Source organism: Bradyrhizobium sp. i1.15.2, assembly GCF_040548425.1.
Taxonomy (GTDB): Bacteria; Pseudomonadota; Alphaproteobacteria; order Rhizobiales; family Xanthobacteraceae; genus Bradyrhizobium; species Bradyrhizobium canariense.
Map to the genome: position 1 here is coordinate 273982 of NZ_JBEPRQ010000008.1, position 19119 is coordinate 293100.

Consider the following 19119-nt stretch of genomic DNA (forward strand, 5'->3'; position numbering starts at 1 on the left):
GCTTGCGGGAGAGGTCGCGCCAAAGGCGCGGGTGAGGGCTCTCTCCGCTTGGGGATTGTCCCGTTGCGGTGGCACCCTCTCCCCAACCCTCCCCCGCAAGCGGGGGGAGGGAGCGCACCGTTTGCGCGGCAGCTATCCCCCCAGCGGCATGCCTGCGAACTTCGGCAGGTCGGGATCGAGGCGATCCCAGGCATGTCCGCGCGCGGCATAAGTCACCACTTGCGGCTCGTAGCGGGCGGGTTCGTCGAGGCTTGCGGCGCGGATGGTGAAGATGTCGGGCATGGCCGCGAAGGTCAGGTAAACAGGCAAGCCGCACTGGGCGCAGAAACCGCGCGTCTTCAAATGGCCGCTGTCGCCAACCATGTCCCAATGCTTCGCTTCGCCCGTCACGGTGACGCCGGCGCGCGCGAACGTCATGTACGAGCCGTGGCCGCTGCCGCTTTCGCGCTGGCAGTCCCGGCATTGGCAGTGATTGCTGAACAGGGGCTCACTGGCGATCGAATAGCGGATTGCGCCGCAGGCGCAGCCGCCGGTAAACGGTTTGGTCATTGCGATAACTCCTTACCTGTCTTCGCCGCTGATCTCGTCGAGCTGGCGGACGACCTTCTTCCAGCCGCCGCTCATGCCCGTGTAGGCGGATTCGTTCCTGGGTATGACGAAGCCCGCATGGACCAGGCGGATCCGCGTGCCGGCCTCGACCGGGGTGAGGGACCACGTCACGACAGTGTCGAGCGGCGCACCGTAGCCGGTGTTGCGCTCATTCCCGCCCTTCCAGGCGTAGACGAGGCGCCGGTTCGGCATGACTTCAAGGACGCGGCAATGGATGACGCCATCCCAGGCGCCGCCCGGCGTGGTCTGATAGGTGAAGGTGTTGCCTTCGACAGCCTCGAAACCGCTCGGCGGCATCAGCCAGCGCGCGATCAGTTGGGCGCTGGTCAGCGCCTTCCAGATCGTCTCCGGCGCGTGTGGGAGCACCTCGTCGATGACGATGTCCTTTATTTCGGCTTTCAATTCGGCAGCACTCACGGATCGATCTCCTTCAAGAGGTCACGCAGGTTCTGGAAGCGCTCGCGCCAGAACACGCCGTAATGGTCCATCCAGGAGACCAGCGGTTCGAGGCCTTGCGGCGCGGCACGGTAATAGACGTTGCGGCCCTCGGCACGCTCGGCGACGAGGCCGGCCTGCTTGAGGGACTTCAAATGTTGCGAGATCGCGCCTTGCGTCACGCCGCTTCCCCGCGTGAGCTCGGCGACGCTGATCTCCTTGCTCTCGAACACGCGCTCGAACACGGCGCGGCGGGTCGGATCGGCAAGGGCGCGCATCACGGTGGTCATGGGATTTGGGGCGGCTTCAATCATGAGTGTTAGATTAGTGCATGCTAATGAATTAGTCAAGACTAATTTGTTGGTCAGATTGGGTCTGCCGTGTTGTCTTGACTATGACTGACCGGTCAGTCATATCGTGTAGATGGCCAGAAAGCCCACCAAAGCCGCCACGCCGCCCGCAGTTCGCGCCAACGCAAAGGACTCTGCGCACGCTGGCAACGATGCGGTGCCCGCGTCGAGCCGCGCCACGCGTGCGGCGGAACGGCGTGCGGCGATCGTGGACGCCGCGATGGAGGAATTCATCGCGCGCGGCTTTGCCGCCACGCGGCTCGACGACATCGCCAAGCGCGCGGGTGTCGCCAAGGGCACCATCTACCTGCACTTCAAGGACAAGGAATCGATGTTCGAGGAGCTGGTGCGGACGGTGATCGTGCCTGTCGTGACGCGGTTGACGGCATTGCCGCCGCCCGCGGGCTCGGTGCGCGATCTCGTCGAGACGTTTGCCAGCAACTTCCTGAAGGAGGTGATCGGCACCAGACGCGGCGACCTCGTGCGTCTGATCGTGGCCGAGGGGCCGCGGTTTCCCTCCGTGGCTGATTTCTACTACCGCGAGGTGGTTTCTCGCGGCATCGCCGCCATGCGCTCCCTGATCGAGCTCGGCATCGCCCGCGGCGAGATCCGCCAGAAGAACCTGGCGCATTACCCGCAGATCCTGGTCGCCCCCGCGATGATCGCGGTGATCTGGCAGAGCCTGTTTGCACGGCACGCGCCGCTCGACGCGCAGGACATGCTGCGCGTCCATCTCGATTTGATTTTTGGCGAACGGAGCACGACATGAGGTCGTCCCAAAACATCCCTCACCTCATCCTGAGGAGCGCGGCATGCGCGTCCCGAAGGATGAAGGCCCGGCTTTGGCCCTTCGCCCTTCGAGACGCCGCTTCGCGGCTCCTCAGGGTGAGGGATCGACGACCGTGGCTGCCGCCAAGCGCGATCCAGTTTTTGCCGCGCCTCTGTTCGATCGCGGTTCTGGTCCTCGCGACCGGGCTTGCCGGGTGCAAGGACAAGCGTGAGCCCGGCTTCCAGGGCTGGGTCGAGGCCGACATGATCTTCGTCAGTCCGGACGAGGCGGGCCGCGTGATCAAGCTCAACGTCCGCGAGGGCGACGAGGTCAAGGTCGGCGATCACCTCTATTCCGTCGACGACGATCTCCAGCTTGCCGATCTCAACCAGAACAAGGCGACACTTGCCAATGCGCAGCAGACCTATGACCGCGCGGCCTCGCTGAGCAAAACCGGCTCGGGCACGCAAGCCAATCTCGACTCGGCCGTCTCCGCCCTGCGCGTTGCTGAGGCGCGGGTGGCGACCTCGGAGACGCGGATGGCGCGGCGCAAGGGCTTTGCGCCCGTGGCCGGCACCATCCAGCAGATCTATTTTCGCGAAGGCGAGATGGTGGCGGCGCAGCGGCCGGTGCTCTCGATCATGCCGCCCGGCAACATGAAGCTGCGCTTCTTCGTGCCGGAGACCGAGCTGCCGAAGCTTGCGATCGGCGATACCGTGCGGATCGCATGCGACAATTGCGCCGCCGATCTCACCGCGAAGATCTATTTCATCGCAACTTCGGCCGAATACACACCGCCCGTCATCTACAGCCTCGAGGAGCGCAACAAGCTCGTCTATCTGATCCAGGCGCGGCCATCGCGCCCCGATGCGCTGCGTGTCGGACAACCCATCGACGTCCATCTCAATCCAAAGACTCCGGTGGCGGACAAGCGATGAACGGCGGCAATGGCATCGCGATCGACGTCAAGGGCCTGACCAAGTCGTTCGGCGGCCGCGAGGTCGTGCACGATTTGTCGATGCAGGTGAAGCGCGGTTCGATCTACGGCTTCCTCGGCCCGAACGGCTCGGGCAAAACGACGACCATCCGCATCCTCTGCGGCCTGCTCACGCCCGACAGCGGCGAGGGCACCTGCCTCGGCTACGACATCAGGCGCGATGCCGAAAAGATCAAGCGCCAGGTCGGCTACATGACCCAGCGGTTCAGCCTCTATCAGGATCTCTCTGTCCGCGAAAACCTCGAATTCGTCGCGCGGCTGTACGGCCTTCGCGATGCACGCGGCGCCGCGCGCGACATGATCAAGCGGATCGGGCTCTCGGGGCGCGAGGAACAGCTCGCCGGCGAACTCTCCGGCGGCTGGAAGCAGCGGCTGGCGCTAGGTGCCTGCACATTGCCCAGTCCGAAGCTGCTGCTGCTTGACGAGCCGACCGCCGGCGTCGATCCAAAAGCGCGGCGCGATTTCTGGAACGAGATTCATGCACTCGCGGCCGACGGTCTCACCGTGCTGGTCTCGACCCACTACATGGACGAGGCCGAGCGCTGTCACGAGATCGCTTATATCGCCTATGGCCATCTGCTCGTGCACGGCACCGTGGACGAGGTGATCGCGAAATCCGCGCTGACGACCTACACCGTGACGGGCGAGGACCTGAACGAGCTCACGGCTGCGCTCACCGGCAAGCCGGGAATCGACATGGTGGCGCCGTTCGGCACGTCGCTGCACGTCTCCGGCCGCGACGTCGCCGCGCTCGAAGCCAGCATCGCGCCGTGGCGCGAAAAAAGCGGACTGCACTGGCACAAATCATCGCCGTCACTGGAAGACGTGTTCATCGAATTGATGAGTCGTTCCAAGGACAATTTCCAATGAGCGCGGTCGATCGTCACGAACCCCAGCACGCGATCCGGGAGCGCTTCGGCTTCTGGAGGCGCTCCTATGCGATGCTGATCAAGGAGTTCATCCAGCTCAAGCGGGACCGTGTGTCATTTGCGATGATCGTGATGCTGCCGGTGATGCAGCTGCTCTTGTTCGGCTACGCCATCAACACCACGCCGCACAATCTGCCGAGCGCGGTGCTGCTTCAGGAGGATTCCGATCTCGCACGCTCGATCCTGAAGGCGCTGGAGAACACCGCCTATTTCCGCTTCCTCTATGAAGTCCACGACGTCGAGGATTTCGATAATCTCCTGAAATCCGGCAAGGTTCTGTTCGGCGTCGAGATCCCGCGCGGCTTCGAGCGGGCGGTGCGGCGCGGCGATAAGCCGGCGCTGCTGGTCGCGGCCGACGCCACCGATCCAGTGGCGGCGAGCGCTGCGATCGGCTCGCTCGGCATGGTCGTGCAGACCGCGCTCAAGCACGATCTCTACATCGGAGATCCCCCGGAGATGCCGTTCGAGATCCGCGCGCACGCCCGCTACAACCCCGCCGCCGCGTCGAGCCTCAACATCGTGCCGGGCTTGGTCGGTACCATCCTCACCATGACCATGCTGATCTTCACCGCGCTTTCGGTCACGCGGGAAGTCGAGCGCGGTACCATGGAGGCTCTGCTGTCGATGCCGATCAGGCCGGTCGAGGTGATGTTCGGCAAGATCATTCCCTACGTGCTGGTCGGGTTCGTGCAGGCGTTCCTCATCATCGGCATCGGCGTCGGCCTGTTCGGCGTGCCCGTGCTCGGCAATCTGTTCCTGCTGGCGCTGCTTTCGACGCTGTTCATCACGACCAATCTGGCGATCGGGTATACGATCTCGACGCTGGTGCAGAACCAGCTCCAGGCGATGCAGATGTCGATGATGTTCTTCCTGCCGAGCATCTTGCTGTCCGGCTTCATGTTCCCGTTTGCCGGGATGCCGGCCTGGGCGCAATATGTCGGTGAGTGCCTGCCGCTGACGCATTATTTGCGCATCGTCCGCGCCATCATGCTGAAGGGCGCGAGCATGCAAAATTTGCGTTTCGACGGGTTGGCGCTGGCGGTGCTGATGCTGCTCGCCATGACCATCGCCGTGACGCGCTTCCGCCGCACGCTGGATTGAGGCAAGATGCCCCTGGAATCAAGGGGGCGGAATGGTCAGCTTTGCGAGCAGGAAGGCCCGGCAGCATGCCGTGATGTCCGAAGACTTCGAGCGCGAGCTGACGCGGGAGGTGCTGCGGACCGAGCTGTTGCGGGTGAGGGCGTTGATCATCACGGGCTGCGTCATGATCCTGTTTCTCACCGCAACCTATCTGATCGACCCCGCCATCGTGAACCGGGTCTGGCGCGGGACGGAGGGCCTGGTCCGCGAATACGGTCTCTTGGCAGGCTTCGTCCTCTTCGAAGTCTGGGTCCACAGCCAGATCAGGCGATACCTCAAGCTCGATCGCGACCTTCCGGTGATAAGGCGCTATATCGGCGCAACAATCGAAACGTCGCTGCCAACGATCATCCTGATCCTGCAGATTCACAGCATGGGCGCGAGCCAGGCGCTCGGGTTCGTGCTGCCACTGGCCTATTTCATCTTCATCATTCTTTCGACGCTGCGGCTTGATTTCTGGCTGTCCACCTTCACGGGATTTGTGGCCGCAGCCGAACTCCTGGCTGTCGCGCTGTATTACAACTCGGTCAGCGAGTCCGGTGAACCCCTGATCTACTTTCACGCGGTCCGCAGCACCATCATCCTGATTTGCGGCGTGCTGGCGGGCGCCGTCGGCGCGCGATTGCGGCGGCAATTTGCGGCGAGCATTGCGGCAGCCACTGCGCGCGACCGGGTGACCAACCTGTTCGGCCAGCACGTCTCGCCGCAGGTTGTGGAGCGGCTGATGACGGAGGGGACGGGTGCCGCCGGCGACCTCCGCCGAGTCGCCGTGATGTTCGTCGACTTCCGCGGCTTCACCGCCGGCGCGCAGTCGCGTACTCCCCAGGAGGTGGTCGACCGGCTCGACGGCGCCTTCGCCGTGCTGGTCGACATTCTCGACCGCGAGGGTGGCATCGTGAACAAGTTTCTGGGCGACGGCTTTCTCGCCCTGTTCGGTGCGCCGCTCGAGGCCTCCGACGCCGCGCATCGCGCAGTCGCCGCGGGCCGCGAGATGCTGACCGCGATGGAGCGCATCAACGCGCAGACGAGCTGGCCACTCAAGATCGGCATCGGCATCCATTTCGGCGAGGTCGTCGCCGGCAATATCGGCTCGCCCCGGCGCAAGGAGTACACTGTGATCGGCGACACCGTGAACTTCGCCTCACGGCTAGAGGCGCTCAACAAGGAGTTCGGCTCGCAGCTCCTGATCTCCGCGTCTGTCCGCGACGCGCTGGGCGCCGACGGCGACGATGCGGTCTCGCTCGGCGAGGTCGAGGTGCGCGGCTACGAGCAGAAGGTGGCGGTGTTTCAACTGGGGTGAGGGCCGCCTCCTGCGCCTTCACTTGTGAGTCGCGTTTCGTTGAAGCGGCTCGCGTTTCGTTGAAGGCGCGTGATGAAATATCCTTGGTAGCTTTTGGGTCTTGCACGGTGGAAGCCGAAAATCTCAGCTTCCCTTTGTCACCCGGAGAAAGCCAATGACTCGATCGATCCTTGTTACAGCCGCCCTGATCGCCGCTGCTGTCACCCAAAGCCAGGCCGCATCGGCGCGGGACAGCGTGCCGCGCCGCGCCGCAACTCACGTGGCGACCGACTGCGTCAGGGCTCCCGCAGCAGGCGCGTATGCCTCTGCGCCTTACACGCAGCCGCCTTGCCTCCCCAATACGGCGTCCGCGTACTAACTCGCTGCAGAGACGAAGCCGGGCCGGTGAAGTCCGCCAGCCCGGCGTTGCGAACGCTGATGGCGGACTCCGCGGGATCTCGCGCTGGAGGTAGCCGAGTAGATTCGGCGCCGTATCGCAACGGCGCGGCCGGCGAAGATTTTGCGAAGACGGCCTACCCGCTGCTGCGCAACGCGTACGGCCTTGATCGACTGCTCTGGGGCAGCGACTGGCCGCACACGCAGTTCGAGAAGGCGCAAAGCTACGCGAAGAACCTGCGATTTATCGATGGGCTGATCGTCGATCAGAGTGAACGCGCGCAAGTGCTAGCATCGCCACGTTCGCTCTGCCGCTTTTGATCCGTCTTCCGCGATTGCTCCGATTGCACTCTATTTTGGGGCATGACGGGCGATGTCGCCGGCTTGTAGAGTGCCGGCGATGCAGCCGACCGCGGCTGCGCTTGCGTGAAGAGGAAGCGAAAGATGCAGCGCCGCTACATCACCATCGACGTGTTCACCGACCGCGCCTTCGGCGGCAACCAGCTCGCCGTGGTGCTCGATGCCGGCGGGCTCTCCACACAGCAGATGCAGGCGATCGCGACCGAGTTCAACTATTCGGAGACCACCTTCGTGCTGCCGCCGCGCGACAGGGGCAACGACGCCGAGGTGCGCATCTTCACACCGGTGAGGGAAATGCCGTTCGCCGGCCATCCCAATATCGGCACCTCCTTCGTGCTGGCGAGCCTCGCGAAAGAGCCGAAGCCGCGCCTTTTGTTCGAGGAGAAGGCGGGGGTGGTGCCGGTCGATATTTTTCGGGAGCAGGGAAGGGTCATCAGCACCGAACTCACCGCGCCGCAGCCGCTGTCGCGATTGGCGCAGGTTTCCGCCGCTGACGTTGCGGCCTGCATCTCCTTGACCGCTGATGACATCAGGATCGATCACCACGCGCCGCAGGTCGTCGGCGTCGGAACGCCGTTCCTGGTGGCGGAGGTGCATTCGCGCGATGCGCTGAAACGGGCCAGGCCCGACGCGGCCGCGTTCGGCAGGGTCTTGCCGCGCGACGACGCCCGCTCGGTGTGGTTCTATACACGCGACGTGCCCGCGGCGGAGGCGCCGTGCGAACGGCAGGCGCGCATGTTCATGCGCGGCGCCAGCGGCCTCACCGAGGATCCCGCCACCGGCAGCGCCACGGTTGCAGCCGCCGCGCTGTTTGCCGAGCTCGATGCCACGCGAGATGGCGAATTGAAGCTCACGGTCGGCCAGGGCTTTGACATGGGTCGGCCGAGCCTCCTGCTGACGCGCGTGCGCAAGCAGGACGGCAAGATCGTCTCAGCCCATGTCGGCGGGTGCTGCGTGCAGATGATGGAAGGAACGTTCAGGCTCGCGGGGGAGGGGTAATGGTCATTCCGGGGCGCGCGTGGCGCGAGCCCGGAATCCATTCATCCACCAACTCTGCGGCCCGATGGATTCCGGGCTCGCGCCAAGAGGCGCGCCCCGGAATGACGGGCGGAGGTTAGATCTGCCGTCCCGCCAAATTCTTCACCGTCACGCCGTTACGCTCCTCGATGATCTCAGCGATCATCTGGCGATGGCAGTGGGTGTGATCGCGTTCATAGCAAAGCAGACAGACCGGACCTGCTTTCTTCACCAACGCGGAGAGCTCGTCCATCTGCTCCCGGGCCTCCGGCGTCTTCAGGTGCTTTGAGAAAATCTTCTCCAGCACATCGTATTGCCCGCTGCGGGCGGCGAGGCGGCCTTCCTTCGGCGTTCCGAGCGCGGCGAGGTGGACATAGGCGATGCCGCGTTCGTCGAGGCCCGCGGACAACTGCTTCTTGGAAAAGCCGGGCCGGCGCGACGACGTCACCGCGCGCACATCGACGACCAGCTTGACTCCGGATTGCTCCAGCTCGTCCAGTACGGCCTTCGGCGGCGTCTGCTCATAGCCGATGGTGAAAAGTTTTTTCAGCTTTGCCATGACAGACCTTTAGCGAAACACCTCAGCTCACCCGCGCGATCAGTTCCATGGCGCCGGCCGGCGCGCGCACCTTGCCTTCGTGGATGACATAGGCGAACACGTCGCGCGGCTCCTTCTTCGGCTTGGACTTGTCGACCTTCGGCAGGTCGTCGGGTTCGCTTCCCTCGGCCCAGTCCTGAAAACGCCTGGCCCCGGGCATCGAGTTGCTTCGGCGGATAGCAGGTCTTGATCTCGTCATTGCCTTTCTGAAGCCGGGCATAGACGAAATCGCCGGCGACGTCGGCAATCGCCGGATATTTGCCGTGCTCGGCGAACACGACAGGCGTCTCGAATTCGCGGATCAGCGCGACGAAATCCGGCGTGCAGAAACTGTCGTGACGGACCTCGACGACATGGCGCAGCGCGCGTCCCTCGAGCTTGCGTGGCAACAGCTCGAGGAACTTGCCGAAATCGGCGCCGTCGAATTTTTTGGTCGGCGCGAACTGCCACAGCACCGGCCCAAGATGATGGCCGAGTTCCAGCACGCCGGAATCATAGAAACGCTTGATGGAATCGCCGGCCTCGGCCAGCACGCGCCGGTTGGTGGCGAATCGCGGCCCCTTGACCGAGAACACGAAGCCATCAGGCACCTCGCTCGCCCATTTGCGAAAGCTCTCCGGTTTCTGCGAGCCGTAATAGGTGCCGTTGATCTCGATCGAGGTCAGCTTCGAGGCGGCGTAGGACAGCTCCTTGGCTTGCGTGAGCTTCTCCGGATAGAACACCCCACGCCATGGTTCGAAGGTCCAGCCGCCGATGCCGATGTAGATGTTGCCGGATTTTTTAGACGCGGTTTTTGCTTTGGCCACGGGAGGATCTCGGATGCGGGAGGAGGGCCTCCATCCTAATCAAACCAGTTGTGATTGGCCAGTTGCGACGTCCCGTCTAAGCTCGCCACGGGATCTGCGAAAAAAGGAGAACAAGATGCGGATGCTGGTGGTGGGAGCGGCGCTCGTCATGATGACATCTGCTGCCATGATATCTTCAGTCATGGCCGACGATGACGATGCCAAGGGTGCGCAGAAGCTCGCCATGCAGGGCCGCGACGATTATTGGCATTGCCTGGCGCGGGAATATTCGCGCGACGGCAATCAGGGCCTGTCGGAACAGGACTTTGGCCGCTCCGTCGCCGGAGCCTGTCCGTCAGAGCGACAATACTACCGGGTGGCACTGCTCGATTATCTCACCACGCAATATCCGGGTATCGATGCCGGCGCTCATCTCGCGACCGCGAACAGAGCGGTGGAGGCGGCGCAGAAGGACATCGTGACGGCCTTCGTCAAGCACAAGCCGCCGCAGAAATAGCCCATCGACCCGTGCGTCCGGCAAGCCCTTCCGGCAGCGCGCTCATCCATGGTATCACTGGGCGCATCTGGAACAGGGATGGGTTTCCATGTCGTCTGAGTCGGTGGGGGGCATTTTGGGCGCGATCGTCGCGGCGATCGTGCTTGCGGTCGCCGTCGTCTTCGGGCCGATCGGCCAGTACGGCAAGCCGCCCAAGCCTGCGAAGGCCGATCCGGCCGCCATTACGGCGCCGGCGGCCCCTGCCGCGCCCGTGCCGCGAGGGCCGGTGATCAAGGAAGTCCCCAACCAGTAAGGGCATGAAAAAGGGCCTCTTTCGCTCCTTGCAAAGCGGCTTTGTCGTTCCTATTTAGCTTCTAACGGCGACGTTGAGCGAAAACTCCGGCGCTGGAACGACCTTGGAATAGCACAGGCTGCGCCGGATGTACGCGCCGCCCGCCGTTCCGGGGTCGTTGGCATTTTAGGGCCCCTTTTGGGCCGCGCCCCAGAGAAACCCCGGCTTGCCAGCGCAAGTTCTTGGCAGCACAAGTTCTTGGCAGCACAGGACGCGGCGGATATACGCTGCCGTCATGAATCAAGCGATCAGACCGGGCTCCGATACCCCACAGGCGGCTTCGCCGGCGCCGGAATTGTCGGTCGTCGTCCCGACCTTCAACGAGCGCGACAATGTCACGGTGCTGTACCGGCGGCTGGAGGCCGTGCTGGCCGGCATCGCCTGGGAGGTCGTGTTCGTCGACGATAATTCGCCTGATGGCACCTGGGACGTCGTGCGCGCGCTGGCACAGCGCGACAGCCGCGTGCGCTGTGTCCGCCGTATCGGCCGCCGCGGCCTGTCGGGGGCCTGCATCGAGGGCATCCTGGCTTCCAGCGCGCCCTATGCGGCCGTGATCGACGCCGATCTTCAGCACGACGAGACGCAACTGCCGAAGATGCTGTCGCTGCTCGCGAGCGGGCAGGCCGAACTCGTGGTCGGCAGCCGCTACATCGAGGGCTACAAGAGCGAAGGCTTCAACAAGCAGCGCGCCGGCGCCAGCGCGCTGGCAACGGAACTCGCCAGGAAAGCGCTGCGGGTCGAGATCGCCGATCCCATGAGCGGCTTCTTCATGGTTCGCCGCGACCGTTTCGAGCAGCTCGCGCCGAAACTTTCCGTGCACGGCTTCAAGATCCTGCTCGACCTCGTCGCAAGCGCCAACGGCACCTTGCGCGCCATCGAAATTCCCTACACGTTCGGCGAGCGCCAGCACGGCGAAAGCAAGCTCGATTCCATGGTCGCGCTGGATTTTCTCGGCTTGGTGCTGGCGAAGTTCACCAACGATGCTGTCTCGTTACGTTTCCTGCTGTTCGCGATGGTCGGCGGGATCGGCCTCGTGGTGCATCTCACCACCCTGTTCATATCGCTCGAGCTGTTCAAGGAGCCGTTCGCGGAAGCGCAGGCCTCCGGCGCCATCGTCGCGATGACCAGCAATTTCGTTCTCAACAACTTCCTCACCTATCGCGACCAGCGGCTGAAGGGCTTTGCACTGCTGCGCGGCCTGATCGCATTCTACATCGTGTGCAGCGTCGGCCTGCTCGCCAATGTCGGCGTCGCCTTTTCGGTCTACGACCAGGAGCCGATCTGGTGGCTTGCCGGTGCGGCCGGGGCGCTGATGGGCGTGGTGTGGAACTACGCGATGTCCGGACTGTTCGTCTGGCGCAAGAAATAGCTCACGATGGGCGGGGCTGACGCGCGGATCGTCCGCAATACGGCGCTGGTGATCCTTGCGCTGGTCGGCTTGCGGCTCGTCGCGGCCGCCGTCACGCCGATCACCTTCGACGAAGCCTATTACTGGATGTGGTCGCAGAACCTCGCCGGGGGATATTACGACCACCCGCCGATGGTTGCCTACGTCATCCGCGCCGGCACCCTCATCGCCGGCGACACCGAACTCGGCGTCCGCCTGGTCTCGATCCTGCTCGCGCTGCCGATGAGTTACGCGATCTATCGCTCCGCTGCGATCCTGTTCGGCGGTGCGCGGGTGGCGGCGACCAGCGCCATCCTGCTCAACGTGACGCTGCTGGCCTCGGTCGGCACGCTGATCGTCACGCCCGATGCGCCGCTTCTGGTTGCCTCCAGCTTCGTGCTGTTCTTTCTCGCCAAAGTGCTGGAGAGCGGCCGCGGCGTCTGGTGGCTCGCGGTCGGCGCAGCCGTCGGCGCGGCGCTCCTGTCGAAATACACCGCGATGTTCTTCGGGCTGGCGATCCTGATCTGGATCGCGGCCGTGCCGAAACTGCGGCACTGGTTTCTCTCGCCCTGGCCGTATCTCGGCGGTTTCGTTGCGCTCGCGCTGTTCTCGCCGGTGATCCTCTGGAATGCCGATCATCAATGGGTCTCGTTCGCCAAGCAGCTCGGGCGCGCCAGGATCGAGGATTTTCGTCCGGTCTTCATTGCCGAACTGATCCCGACCCAGATCGCGTTCGCAACCCCGCTGGTGTTCATCCTCGGCGCGATGGGGCTGCACGCGCTGACCTGGCGCCGGGCCGGCGCGCTGGCCTCGCGCGTGCTGATCGAGACGATGTTCTGGACCATCGTCGCCTATTTCGTCTGGCATTCGCTGCATGCCCGCGTCGAGGCCAACTGGTTCGCGCCGGTCTATCCGCCTTTCGTCGTCGCCGCGGCCGCCGCCGCCAATCTCGTGCAGTGGAAGCCGCGCCAGCGGCGCCTCGCGGATTTCTGCCTGCGCTGGGCCGCACCCACCGGCATCGTGATGTTTGCCGCGCTGATCGTGCAGGCCAATACTGGCTGGCTGTCCGGCTATCGCCGCGATGCGACCGTGCGCAGCGTCGGCGTCGGCTGGCGCGAGCTCGCTGCCGAAATCGAAGCGGTGCGCGTCCGCAATGGCGCGACCTGCGTGCTTGCGCCGGACTACGGCACGACAGGCTGGCTCGCCTTCTATCTGCCGCGCGGCAGCTGCGTGGCGCAGCAGAACCAGCGCATCCGCTGGGCCAACATGCCCGAGCCGGATCCAAAGCTGCTTGCGGGCAAGCTGATCTATGTCGACGAGCTGCGCTCTGACGGCCATCCCGCCGTCCACGACCTCTTTGGGAAGGTGACGCAGGTCGCGCAATTGCAGCGCAAGCGCGGCCCGCTCGTGATCGAGACTTACAGCATGGATCTGCTCGAAGGCGCCAAGGGCGACGTGCTGGACCGCTCGCCACCGCCGGAAGCGCGGTAGCTCTTCCTCGGAACGACGACGAAGGTTCAGTCGATCATCTCGGCCTTGGTCGCGGCCTGGTTCGGCCTGTCCTGGTCGCGCCAGAACCAGACGGTCACGACGCCGGAGCGGCCGCGGACCTGCGTGTGCAGGGGGCCCGACAGAACGCCGTCGGGACCGCCCTGAAAGTCGGCCGCATCCAGCAGCGTATCGCTGAGCGCGAGCCGCGCGCCGTTCTGGGCGGCGACCTCCATCAACCGGCTCGCCACGTTGACGGTGTCGCCTGTCGCCGTGATGTGCTGATGACTTTCGCCGAGGCGGGAGGCGACGATCGGGCCGAAATGCGCGCCGATCTTGAAGCCGAGCTGATCCCTGATCGCGGGCGGCAACGATGCGATCCAGCGTTCAACGCCGCGGTGCAGGTCGATCGCGCATTTCAGCGCGCGTGCGGCGTCGTCGGGCATTGCGCCGGGCAGGCCGAACAGGATCATGGCGCCGTCGCCGAGAAAGCCGCTGATCATGCCGCCGCAATCGATCGCGGTCTTCTCGATCAGCGCGTGAAACGCCTTCAGAATGTCCTGGAGCTCGCTTGGATCGATCCGCTCGCTCAACGCCGTGAAGCTGGAGAGATCGATGAAGACCATTGCTGCGTCCTGCCGGACGGGTGTCGACAGGAAATTCGGATCGCGCGCCAACCACTCCTGCACGGCCGGCGCCTGGAATTGCGCGAGCGACCGGCTCTTGGCTGCGAAATATTGCGTGCGGCGGCCTCCCGCCCACAATTGCACGCCGGCAAAGACCGCAACCGGCGGCACTGCTGCGGCGAGCGTGGTCGCGGCGTTCAGCCAGGCGCCGTGCGTGAACGCGAACAGATTGAAGCCGGCCCAGGCGATCATCACCGCGGCCGCGGTGACGATGCCAAGCGCGCTGCGCCGCCAGGCGAGCAGGCCTACCAGCAGCATCGGCAACAGGATCGCGATGAGCGCGTCGGCGATGTGGACCTTGCGGTCGCGCACGATGCTGTCGCCGGCGACGAGATGGGTGATCGCGGTGGAGACCACTTCGACGCCGGGCATCAGGGAATCGAACGGCGTTGGGTAGAAATCACCGCCGCCGGCGACCGAGGCCCCGATCACGACGATCCGGTTCTCGATCGCCGCGCGACTTAACGTGCCGTCGAAGATGCTCTGTGCGCTGACGGTGCGGATGGTCCGGCGCGGGCCGTAATAGGTGATCGGCAGCGCGAAATCGGTATCGGTCGGCACCGCGCGGTCGCCGAGCATCAGATGGTCCGGCGCGATCGTCAGAGACCTGTCGAGCGCGCGCGCCGCGACCCGCAACGGAAAGGACAGCTCGACCTTGTCGCTGGTCCGGAACAGCATCGGCACCGAGAGCGGCGAGCCTGATTGTCCGGTCGCAACGTTAACGACGCCGACCTCGGCATGATCGGCGAACGCCGGCAGAGGCAGCAGGAAGCGCTCGGCCTGCGGCAGGGCGGCGAGGGGGCCTTGGCCGCTGGTCTCCACGGTCTCGCTGGCGGACGGGAAGATCGCCGCGGCGGCAAGGACGATGGGACCCGTCGCCAGCGTATTTGCCAGCGTGGCGTCGCCGATCGCAGCGCTGCGGTCGACCAGCAGCAGGTCGATCGCGACGACCTTCGGCTTGAACTGCACGATGGTGTCCACGACGCGGGCGAGATCGGCGCGCGGCAGCGGATAGCTGCCGCCGCGCTTCACGACGGTGTCGTCGATCGCGACGATGGTGACGAGATCGGGCGGAACCCGCACGCCGCGGACCTGCGTCCGCCAATCCGTCAGCGTCGCCTCGAGGCGATCGAGAAAGCGCAGATGACCGTTGGCATGGCCGGCATAGATGCTCACGCCCCACAGCGCGGTGAGGACGAGTGCCACGAGGATCTGAACGCGTCGGCTACTCATGTGGTCGTGTTGCAATTCTCTCTATCGTCCAAATGCTGTTGGCCGAGCCCCGGTGACCCGAACTTATCGGCCTAGTCTATTGACCTAGTCTTGTCATCAACGCGTCGACGCGCGGCTGACCCCATGTCTTCACCGTCAACGGGCCTGTCGCTTCCACGTCGACGCCTTCGCCGCGGCCTAGTACCACGCCGCGCCCGCCGCTCCTGCGGCTCACGCCGACACGACCGTCAGCCACGAAGACGGAGGTCTTGGCCTCTGCGACATCGACCGCCCATTTCGTGCCGCGCACCGCGGCGATCGCTTGCGGCGTCAGCACCTTGAAGGGATTGCCGCCGGGCTTCTTGGGCACCTCGACCAGCAGCGCTTTGCTGCTCAACTCCACCGAGTCTATATGTCCGTCGCGGTTGGCGTCCTTAAGTTCAAATCTGGCGCCGTTTTCCGCAACGATGGTGATGCCGTTATCGCAGCGCCAGGTCTGCGTACCGGCAGCGGATGGCGATGCCGTGCAGCCAACATTGGCAGCGGGCTGGGCAATCGCATGTCCGGTCAACAGAAGCGACCCCGCCAGAGCGAAAAACCCCGCGCGCGCGAACTCTCTCATGCCAGCCTCCGTTTGCGTGCCAGGCACAGTTCAAGGCGATGTTGATACGGTACCGTATCACACGCAGAGGCTGCTGAAAAGTGCCGACATCGCAGCTATTTTCTCGGCGCGGGCTTTGCCAGACCGGCTCGATCAACTTTCGGTCAGGGCGCCGTGCCGTGCGAGGGCCCTGTGCGATGCGTAAGCGGCGTGCCACGAGACGTGGAAGCGGGCTATTGCACACCAGCCTCGCGCAATGATTCCCCGTTAACGTCCGGGTATTGAAGACCACGAAAACGACTTGGTTGGTGCGTCTAGAGAGGCGGCCAAAGACGTTCGCCGACCGCAGCGATCCGGCCGAGAATTATAGTTAACAGACGCGCCTAAGTCCGTAGTCCTGCGGGCTTTTTCCCAAAATGGGACGACCCGAACGGGTTGCCCCACATCCGCCCGAACTTAATCCGCATTTAACTAAAAGTGGCCTTAATGACGCTCCGACCCTCTGCGAGATGCTGTTCCCGGATCGTGACCAGCGGCGCTTCGAAGGGGGACTGAGTGACACCGTTCTGGACGCAAGGCGAATGAGTACGAGTATCGCTGCGCAAGGCATCGCGGCACGAAAGTCCAAAGGATTCTCGAGCACTTCTTATCGGAAGCCTTCCCGGAAAATGACCACGCAAAACGTGCTTGGCGCCGCCGCGATCGGCTGCGTCGTGCTTGGCGCCGGCTGGACCATCTACAGCAACATCTTTGCCGCCAGCGTCTATCCGACGGTCGGCAGCAGCGGCTACGACGAGCCCGTGATCAAGCGCGCGCCCAGGGTCGCGCTGCGCGAGGCCGGTGAGGCCGTCAAGGAAGCCTTTGCGCTCTTGCCCGACCGGTTGCAGGTGGCAGCGCCGATCTCACGCGAGATGTTCAACGATCGCTTTGCCGCGGCTGCGACCCAAGGCGTGACATCGAATGCGGCGAGCGCCGCGCCCGCAGCCAAGATCGCGGAAGCCAAGGACGCGCCGAAGCCGAGCGTGATCGCGAGGGTCGCGGAGGTCCTGAAGCCAAGTCCCGCCAAGATCGCTGACGCTGCGAAGTCCAAGCGCGGCGCCGACGCGCCGGTGCAGCTTGCCTCGGCAGATCCGGCCGAGATCGTGCCGGCGCCTGAGGCGAAGCCAAAATCGATCGCCGATCGCGCCAAGGCTGCAGTGATGTCGATCACCGGGCCGCGTCAGTCGATGGTGGAAAAGCTCTGGGGCAAGCGCGAGCCCTCCGGCGGACTGCTCGCCTATGCCTCGGCCGACGCCAGCGTGACCGCTTCCATCGCGCCGAAGGAGCAGAATCCCATGCTCGGCGGTTCGGCGCCCTACGACCGCTCCACCGCGGTTTACGACATCAGCGCGAAGACGGTGTATCTGCCTGACGGCACCAAGCTCGAGGCACATTCCGGCCTCGGCTCCAATCTCGACGATCCCCGTTCCTCGCGCATCCGCATGCGTGGCGTGACGCCGCCGCACATCTACGACCTGAAGCCGCGCGAAGCGCTGTTCCACGGCGTTCCGGCGCTGCGCCTGACCCCGATTGGCGGTGAGAGCGCGATCTACGGCCGCGACGGCCTGCTCGCGCACACCTTCATGCTCGGGCCCAATGGCGATTCCAACGGCTGCGTGTCCTTCAAGGATTATTACGCGTTCCTCGACGCCTACCGCAACAAGGGCATCCGCAAACTCGCGGTGCTGGCGCGGGTGGAGTGAGGCGCAATGCGCCTCACCGCTTTTTGCACGATCAGCGCTTGACGAAGACCAGGCCGCAGGCGCGCGCCTCGTTGCGCTTGCCGGTGCCTCGGGTGCGATCGAACTGCGCATCGACCGTAAAGGCGTAGGGCGAGCCGGGCGCGAGATTGTTGAGGGTATAGGTGCTCGCCCCCGTCGTTCCGCGCGCGCTCAAAGTGGTCTTGCCGTCCGCGGGGATCTGGCCATCGATCTCCAGGCGATTGACGGCGCCCTGGCTCTGAGCGTCAGCGTGAAACACGCCGTTCGCAACCGTGGCAGACAGAGCCCGGGTGAAGCCCTGCGCCTTGCCGGTAGGCGGGCAGTTCAACGTCACGTCCCAATTGCCGTCGAAGTCCTTCGCGGTACGGGCGTTGCCGGTTGCCGGCGCGAGCGCCACCTTCTGCTTCAGGCCCTCGATCCGAGCTTTGGCGAGCGTGGCGAAGATGCAATTCGGAAATCTCGCGAGGTGATCCTCGAAAGCACCGAGCGTGCCGATGCCGTCCGCGGCCTTCCAGTGCGCTTCTGCGGCGGCGCAAGGATCAGGCCGAGGTGCGGCTTGCGGCGCGGCCGGGGCCACCGTGACCGACACCGGCCCGTTCAGATAGAACTTGCCGATGATCGACAGCGACAGCTCCGGGAGCTGGGTCCTGCCACTGGAATCGTAGACGTCGCTGCTGATGTCGCGAAAGACTTCGCCGATCTCCTGCGGCTCCTCGATGTGCTTCAGGAACGCCGTCGTGTAGGGGCTGTTGCGGCCGCTGCCATCGGCCGCGGTCTGCCCGGACTGGGTTGAGAACGACACGATCGTGCCGCGCGGTGCTTCGACTTTCGATAGGCCTCGACCGATCGAGGCGCCGCGCGTCATGCCGGCGGAGCGTTTCAAGGATTCGGCCAGCGGATTGTCGCGACAGGAATCGAGGATGAGGATGCGCAGGTTCTTGGCCTGCTGCAGATCGTTCACGATGTCGTCGACCCGCACGAAGCGCTTCAGGTCGGCTTCGTCGCTCAGCACGGCGTCGACAGGCATCAGATAGTTCACGCCGTTGTACTGCATCGCATGGCCGCTGTAGTAGAACATGGCGACGTCGGCTTTGCTCGCGGCGCGCGCGAAGCGGATGGTGAGGTCCTGCATGTCGGCCTGGCGCAGGTCGATGCCCTGGAGCACCTCGAAGCCGCTGCGCTTGAGCGAGGCGGCGACGTCTTCGGCATCGTGCGACGGATTGAGAAGCTTCGCCGTACTGGCATAGGCGCCGTTGCCGATCACCAGCGCGACCCGCGTTTCCGCCGATGCAGGCTCGGGGCATAGCCACCACGCGAAGAGGGCGACGCAAAGTTTGGCGAGGCAAAAACTGGAAAGAGCACGCATGAATGCCTTCCAAGGAAATGTCGAAAAATATCCCTCCAGATTAGCGCATGCCGCGCCGACATCAATGCCCTGCCGGAGACAACGCTCAGGTTTCGCGGCCGTGACAT

At 64.5% G+C, this 19119-nt stretch carries 19 protein-coding genes and 1 pseudogene; 12 read left to right on the forward strand and 8 right to left on the reverse strand.

Annotated elements, in window-relative coordinates; genetic code table 11:
• Positions 1-132: 132 nt before the first annotated feature.
• From ABIB80_RS17900 to ABIB80_RS17910, 3 genes are read right to left on the reverse strand one after another with little or no spacing between them, the layout of a single operon-like run.
• Positions 133-549: a GFA family protein gene (locus ABIB80_RS17900; protein ID WP_354128099.1), complete on the reverse strand. Its 417-nt coding sequence runs from the start codon at positions 547-549 to the stop codon at positions 133-135.
• Between the two features lie 12 nt (positions 550-561).
• Positions 562-1026: an SRPBCC family protein gene (locus tag ABIB80_RS17905; protein WP_007602441.1), complete on the reverse strand. Its 465-nt coding sequence runs from the start codon at positions 1024-1026 to the stop codon at positions 562-564.
• Positions 1023-1358, reverse strand: coding sequence for an ArsR/SmtB family transcription factor (locus ABIB80_RS17910; RefSeq protein ID WP_007602444.1), 336 nt, complete (start codon positions 1356-1358; stop codon positions 1023-1025). Before ABIB80_RS17910 ends, ABIB80_RS17905 begins: the two co-directional genes overlap by 4 nt.
• Before the next feature lie 109 nt (positions 1359-1467).
• Between ABIB80_RS17910 and ABIB80_RS17915 the strand changes: the two genes are divergently transcribed.
• From ABIB80_RS17915 to ABIB80_RS17945, 7 genes are all read left to right on the forward strand, one after another.
• Entirely contained in the window at positions 1468-2163 is a 696-nt protein-coding gene (locus ABIB80_RS17915) for a TetR/AcrR family transcriptional regulator (protein ID WP_007602445.1), read from the forward strand.
• Positions 2160-3101, forward strand: a complete 942-nt coding sequence (locus ABIB80_RS17920) for an HlyD family secretion protein (protein ID WP_007602447.1) — start codon at positions 2160-2162, stop codon at positions 3099-3101. Before ABIB80_RS17915 ends, ABIB80_RS17920 begins: the two co-directional genes overlap by 4 nt.
• Positions 3098-4030 (forward strand): ABC transporter ATP-binding protein, encoded by a 933-nt coding sequence (locus ABIB80_RS17925; RefSeq protein ID WP_007602449.1) that lies wholly within the window; start codon positions 3098-3100, stop codon positions 4028-4030. The genes ABIB80_RS17920 and ABIB80_RS17925 overlap by 4 nt, the downstream gene beginning before the upstream one ends.
• Entirely contained in the window at positions 4027-5190 is a 1164-nt protein-coding gene (locus tag ABIB80_RS17930) for an ABC transporter permease (RefSeq protein ID WP_354128100.1), read from the forward strand. The genes ABIB80_RS17925 and ABIB80_RS17930 overlap by 4 nt, the downstream gene beginning before the upstream one ends.
• Before the next feature lie 31 nt (positions 5191-5221).
• Positions 5222-6529: an adenylate/guanylate cyclase domain-containing protein gene (locus ABIB80_RS17935; protein WP_007602452.1), complete on the forward strand. Its 1308-nt coding sequence runs from the start codon at positions 5222-5224 to the stop codon at positions 6527-6529.
• 384 nt (positions 6530-6913) lie between these two features.
• Positions 6914-7225: an amidohydrolase family protein gene (locus ABIB80_RS17940; protein WP_245286040.1), complete on the forward strand. Its 312-nt coding sequence runs from the start codon at positions 6914-6916 to the stop codon at positions 7223-7225.
• Between the two features lie 123 nt (positions 7226-7348).
• Complete coding sequence (locus ABIB80_RS17945) at positions 7349-8263, forward strand: PhzF family phenazine biosynthesis protein (protein ID WP_007602456.1); 915 nt, start codon at positions 7349-7351, stop codon at positions 8261-8263.
• Between the two features lie 115 nt (positions 8264-8378).
• Here the strand turns inward: ABIB80_RS17945 and ABIB80_RS17950 are convergent, their stop codons facing one another.
• Complete coding sequence (locus ABIB80_RS17950) at positions 8379-8840, reverse strand: DUF488 domain-containing protein (RefSeq protein WP_007602457.1); 462 nt, start codon at positions 8838-8840, stop codon at positions 8379-8381.
• A gap of 22 nt (positions 8841-8862) precedes the next feature.
• Positions 8863-9685: pseudogene (locus ABIB80_RS17955) on the reverse strand (DUF72 domain-containing protein).
• A 115-nt stretch (positions 9686-9800) separates the two neighbouring features.
• On the opposite strand from ABIB80_RS17955, the gene ABIB80_RS17960 reads away from it, so the two are divergent.
• From ABIB80_RS17960 to ABIB80_RS17975, 4 genes are all read left to right on the forward strand, one after another.
• Positions 9801-10181, forward strand: coding sequence for a hypothetical protein (locus ABIB80_RS17960; protein ID WP_007602461.1), 381 nt, complete (start codon positions 9801-9803; stop codon positions 10179-10181).
• An 88-nt stretch (positions 10182-10269) separates the two neighbouring features.
• A complete protein-coding gene (locus ABIB80_RS17965; protein WP_007602463.1) occupies positions 10270-10473 on the forward strand; it encodes a hypothetical protein in 204 nt (67 codons plus the stop codon).
• 274 nt (positions 10474-10747) lie between these two features.
• Entirely contained in the window at positions 10748-11881 is a 1134-nt protein-coding gene (locus ABIB80_RS17970) for a glycosyltransferase family 2 protein (protein WP_007602465.1), read from the forward strand.
• A 6-nt stretch (positions 11882-11887) separates the two neighbouring features.
• Positions 11888-13390, forward strand: a complete 1503-nt coding sequence (locus tag ABIB80_RS17975; RefSeq protein ID WP_354128101.1) for a glycosyltransferase family 39 protein — start codon at positions 11888-11890, stop codon at positions 13388-13390.
• Positions 13391-13416: 26 nt separating this feature from the next.
• On the opposite strand, the gene ABIB80_RS17980 is transcribed toward ABIB80_RS17975, so the two are convergent.
• Both ABIB80_RS17980 and ABIB80_RS17985 read right to left on the reverse strand, forming a co-directional pair.
• Positions 13417-15306: a CHASE2 domain-containing protein gene (locus ABIB80_RS17980; RefSeq protein ID WP_354128102.1), complete on the reverse strand. Its 1890-nt coding sequence runs from the start codon at positions 15304-15306 to the stop codon at positions 13417-13419.
• A gap of 76 nt (positions 15307-15382) precedes the next feature.
• Positions 15383-15907, reverse strand: coding sequence for a FecR domain-containing protein (locus ABIB80_RS17985; RefSeq protein ID WP_219684950.1), 525 nt, complete (start codon positions 15905-15907; stop codon positions 15383-15385).
• 647 nt (positions 15908-16554) lie between these two features.
• Here ABIB80_RS17985 and ABIB80_RS17990 point away from each other — a divergent pair.
• On the forward strand, positions 16555-17628 hold the full coding sequence (locus ABIB80_RS17990) for a DUF2778 domain-containing protein (RefSeq protein WP_219684951.1): 1074 nt from the start codon (positions 16555-16557) through the stop codon (positions 17626-17628).
• A 31-nt stretch (positions 17629-17659) separates the two neighbouring features.
• Here ABIB80_RS17990 and ABIB80_RS17995 read toward each other — a convergent pair whose 3' ends face one another.
• On the reverse strand, positions 17660-19012 hold the full coding sequence (locus tag ABIB80_RS17995; RefSeq protein WP_219684952.1) for a caspase family protein: 1353 nt from the start codon (positions 19010-19012) through the stop codon (positions 17660-17662).
• Between the last annotated feature and the right edge of the window lie 107 nt (positions 19013-19119).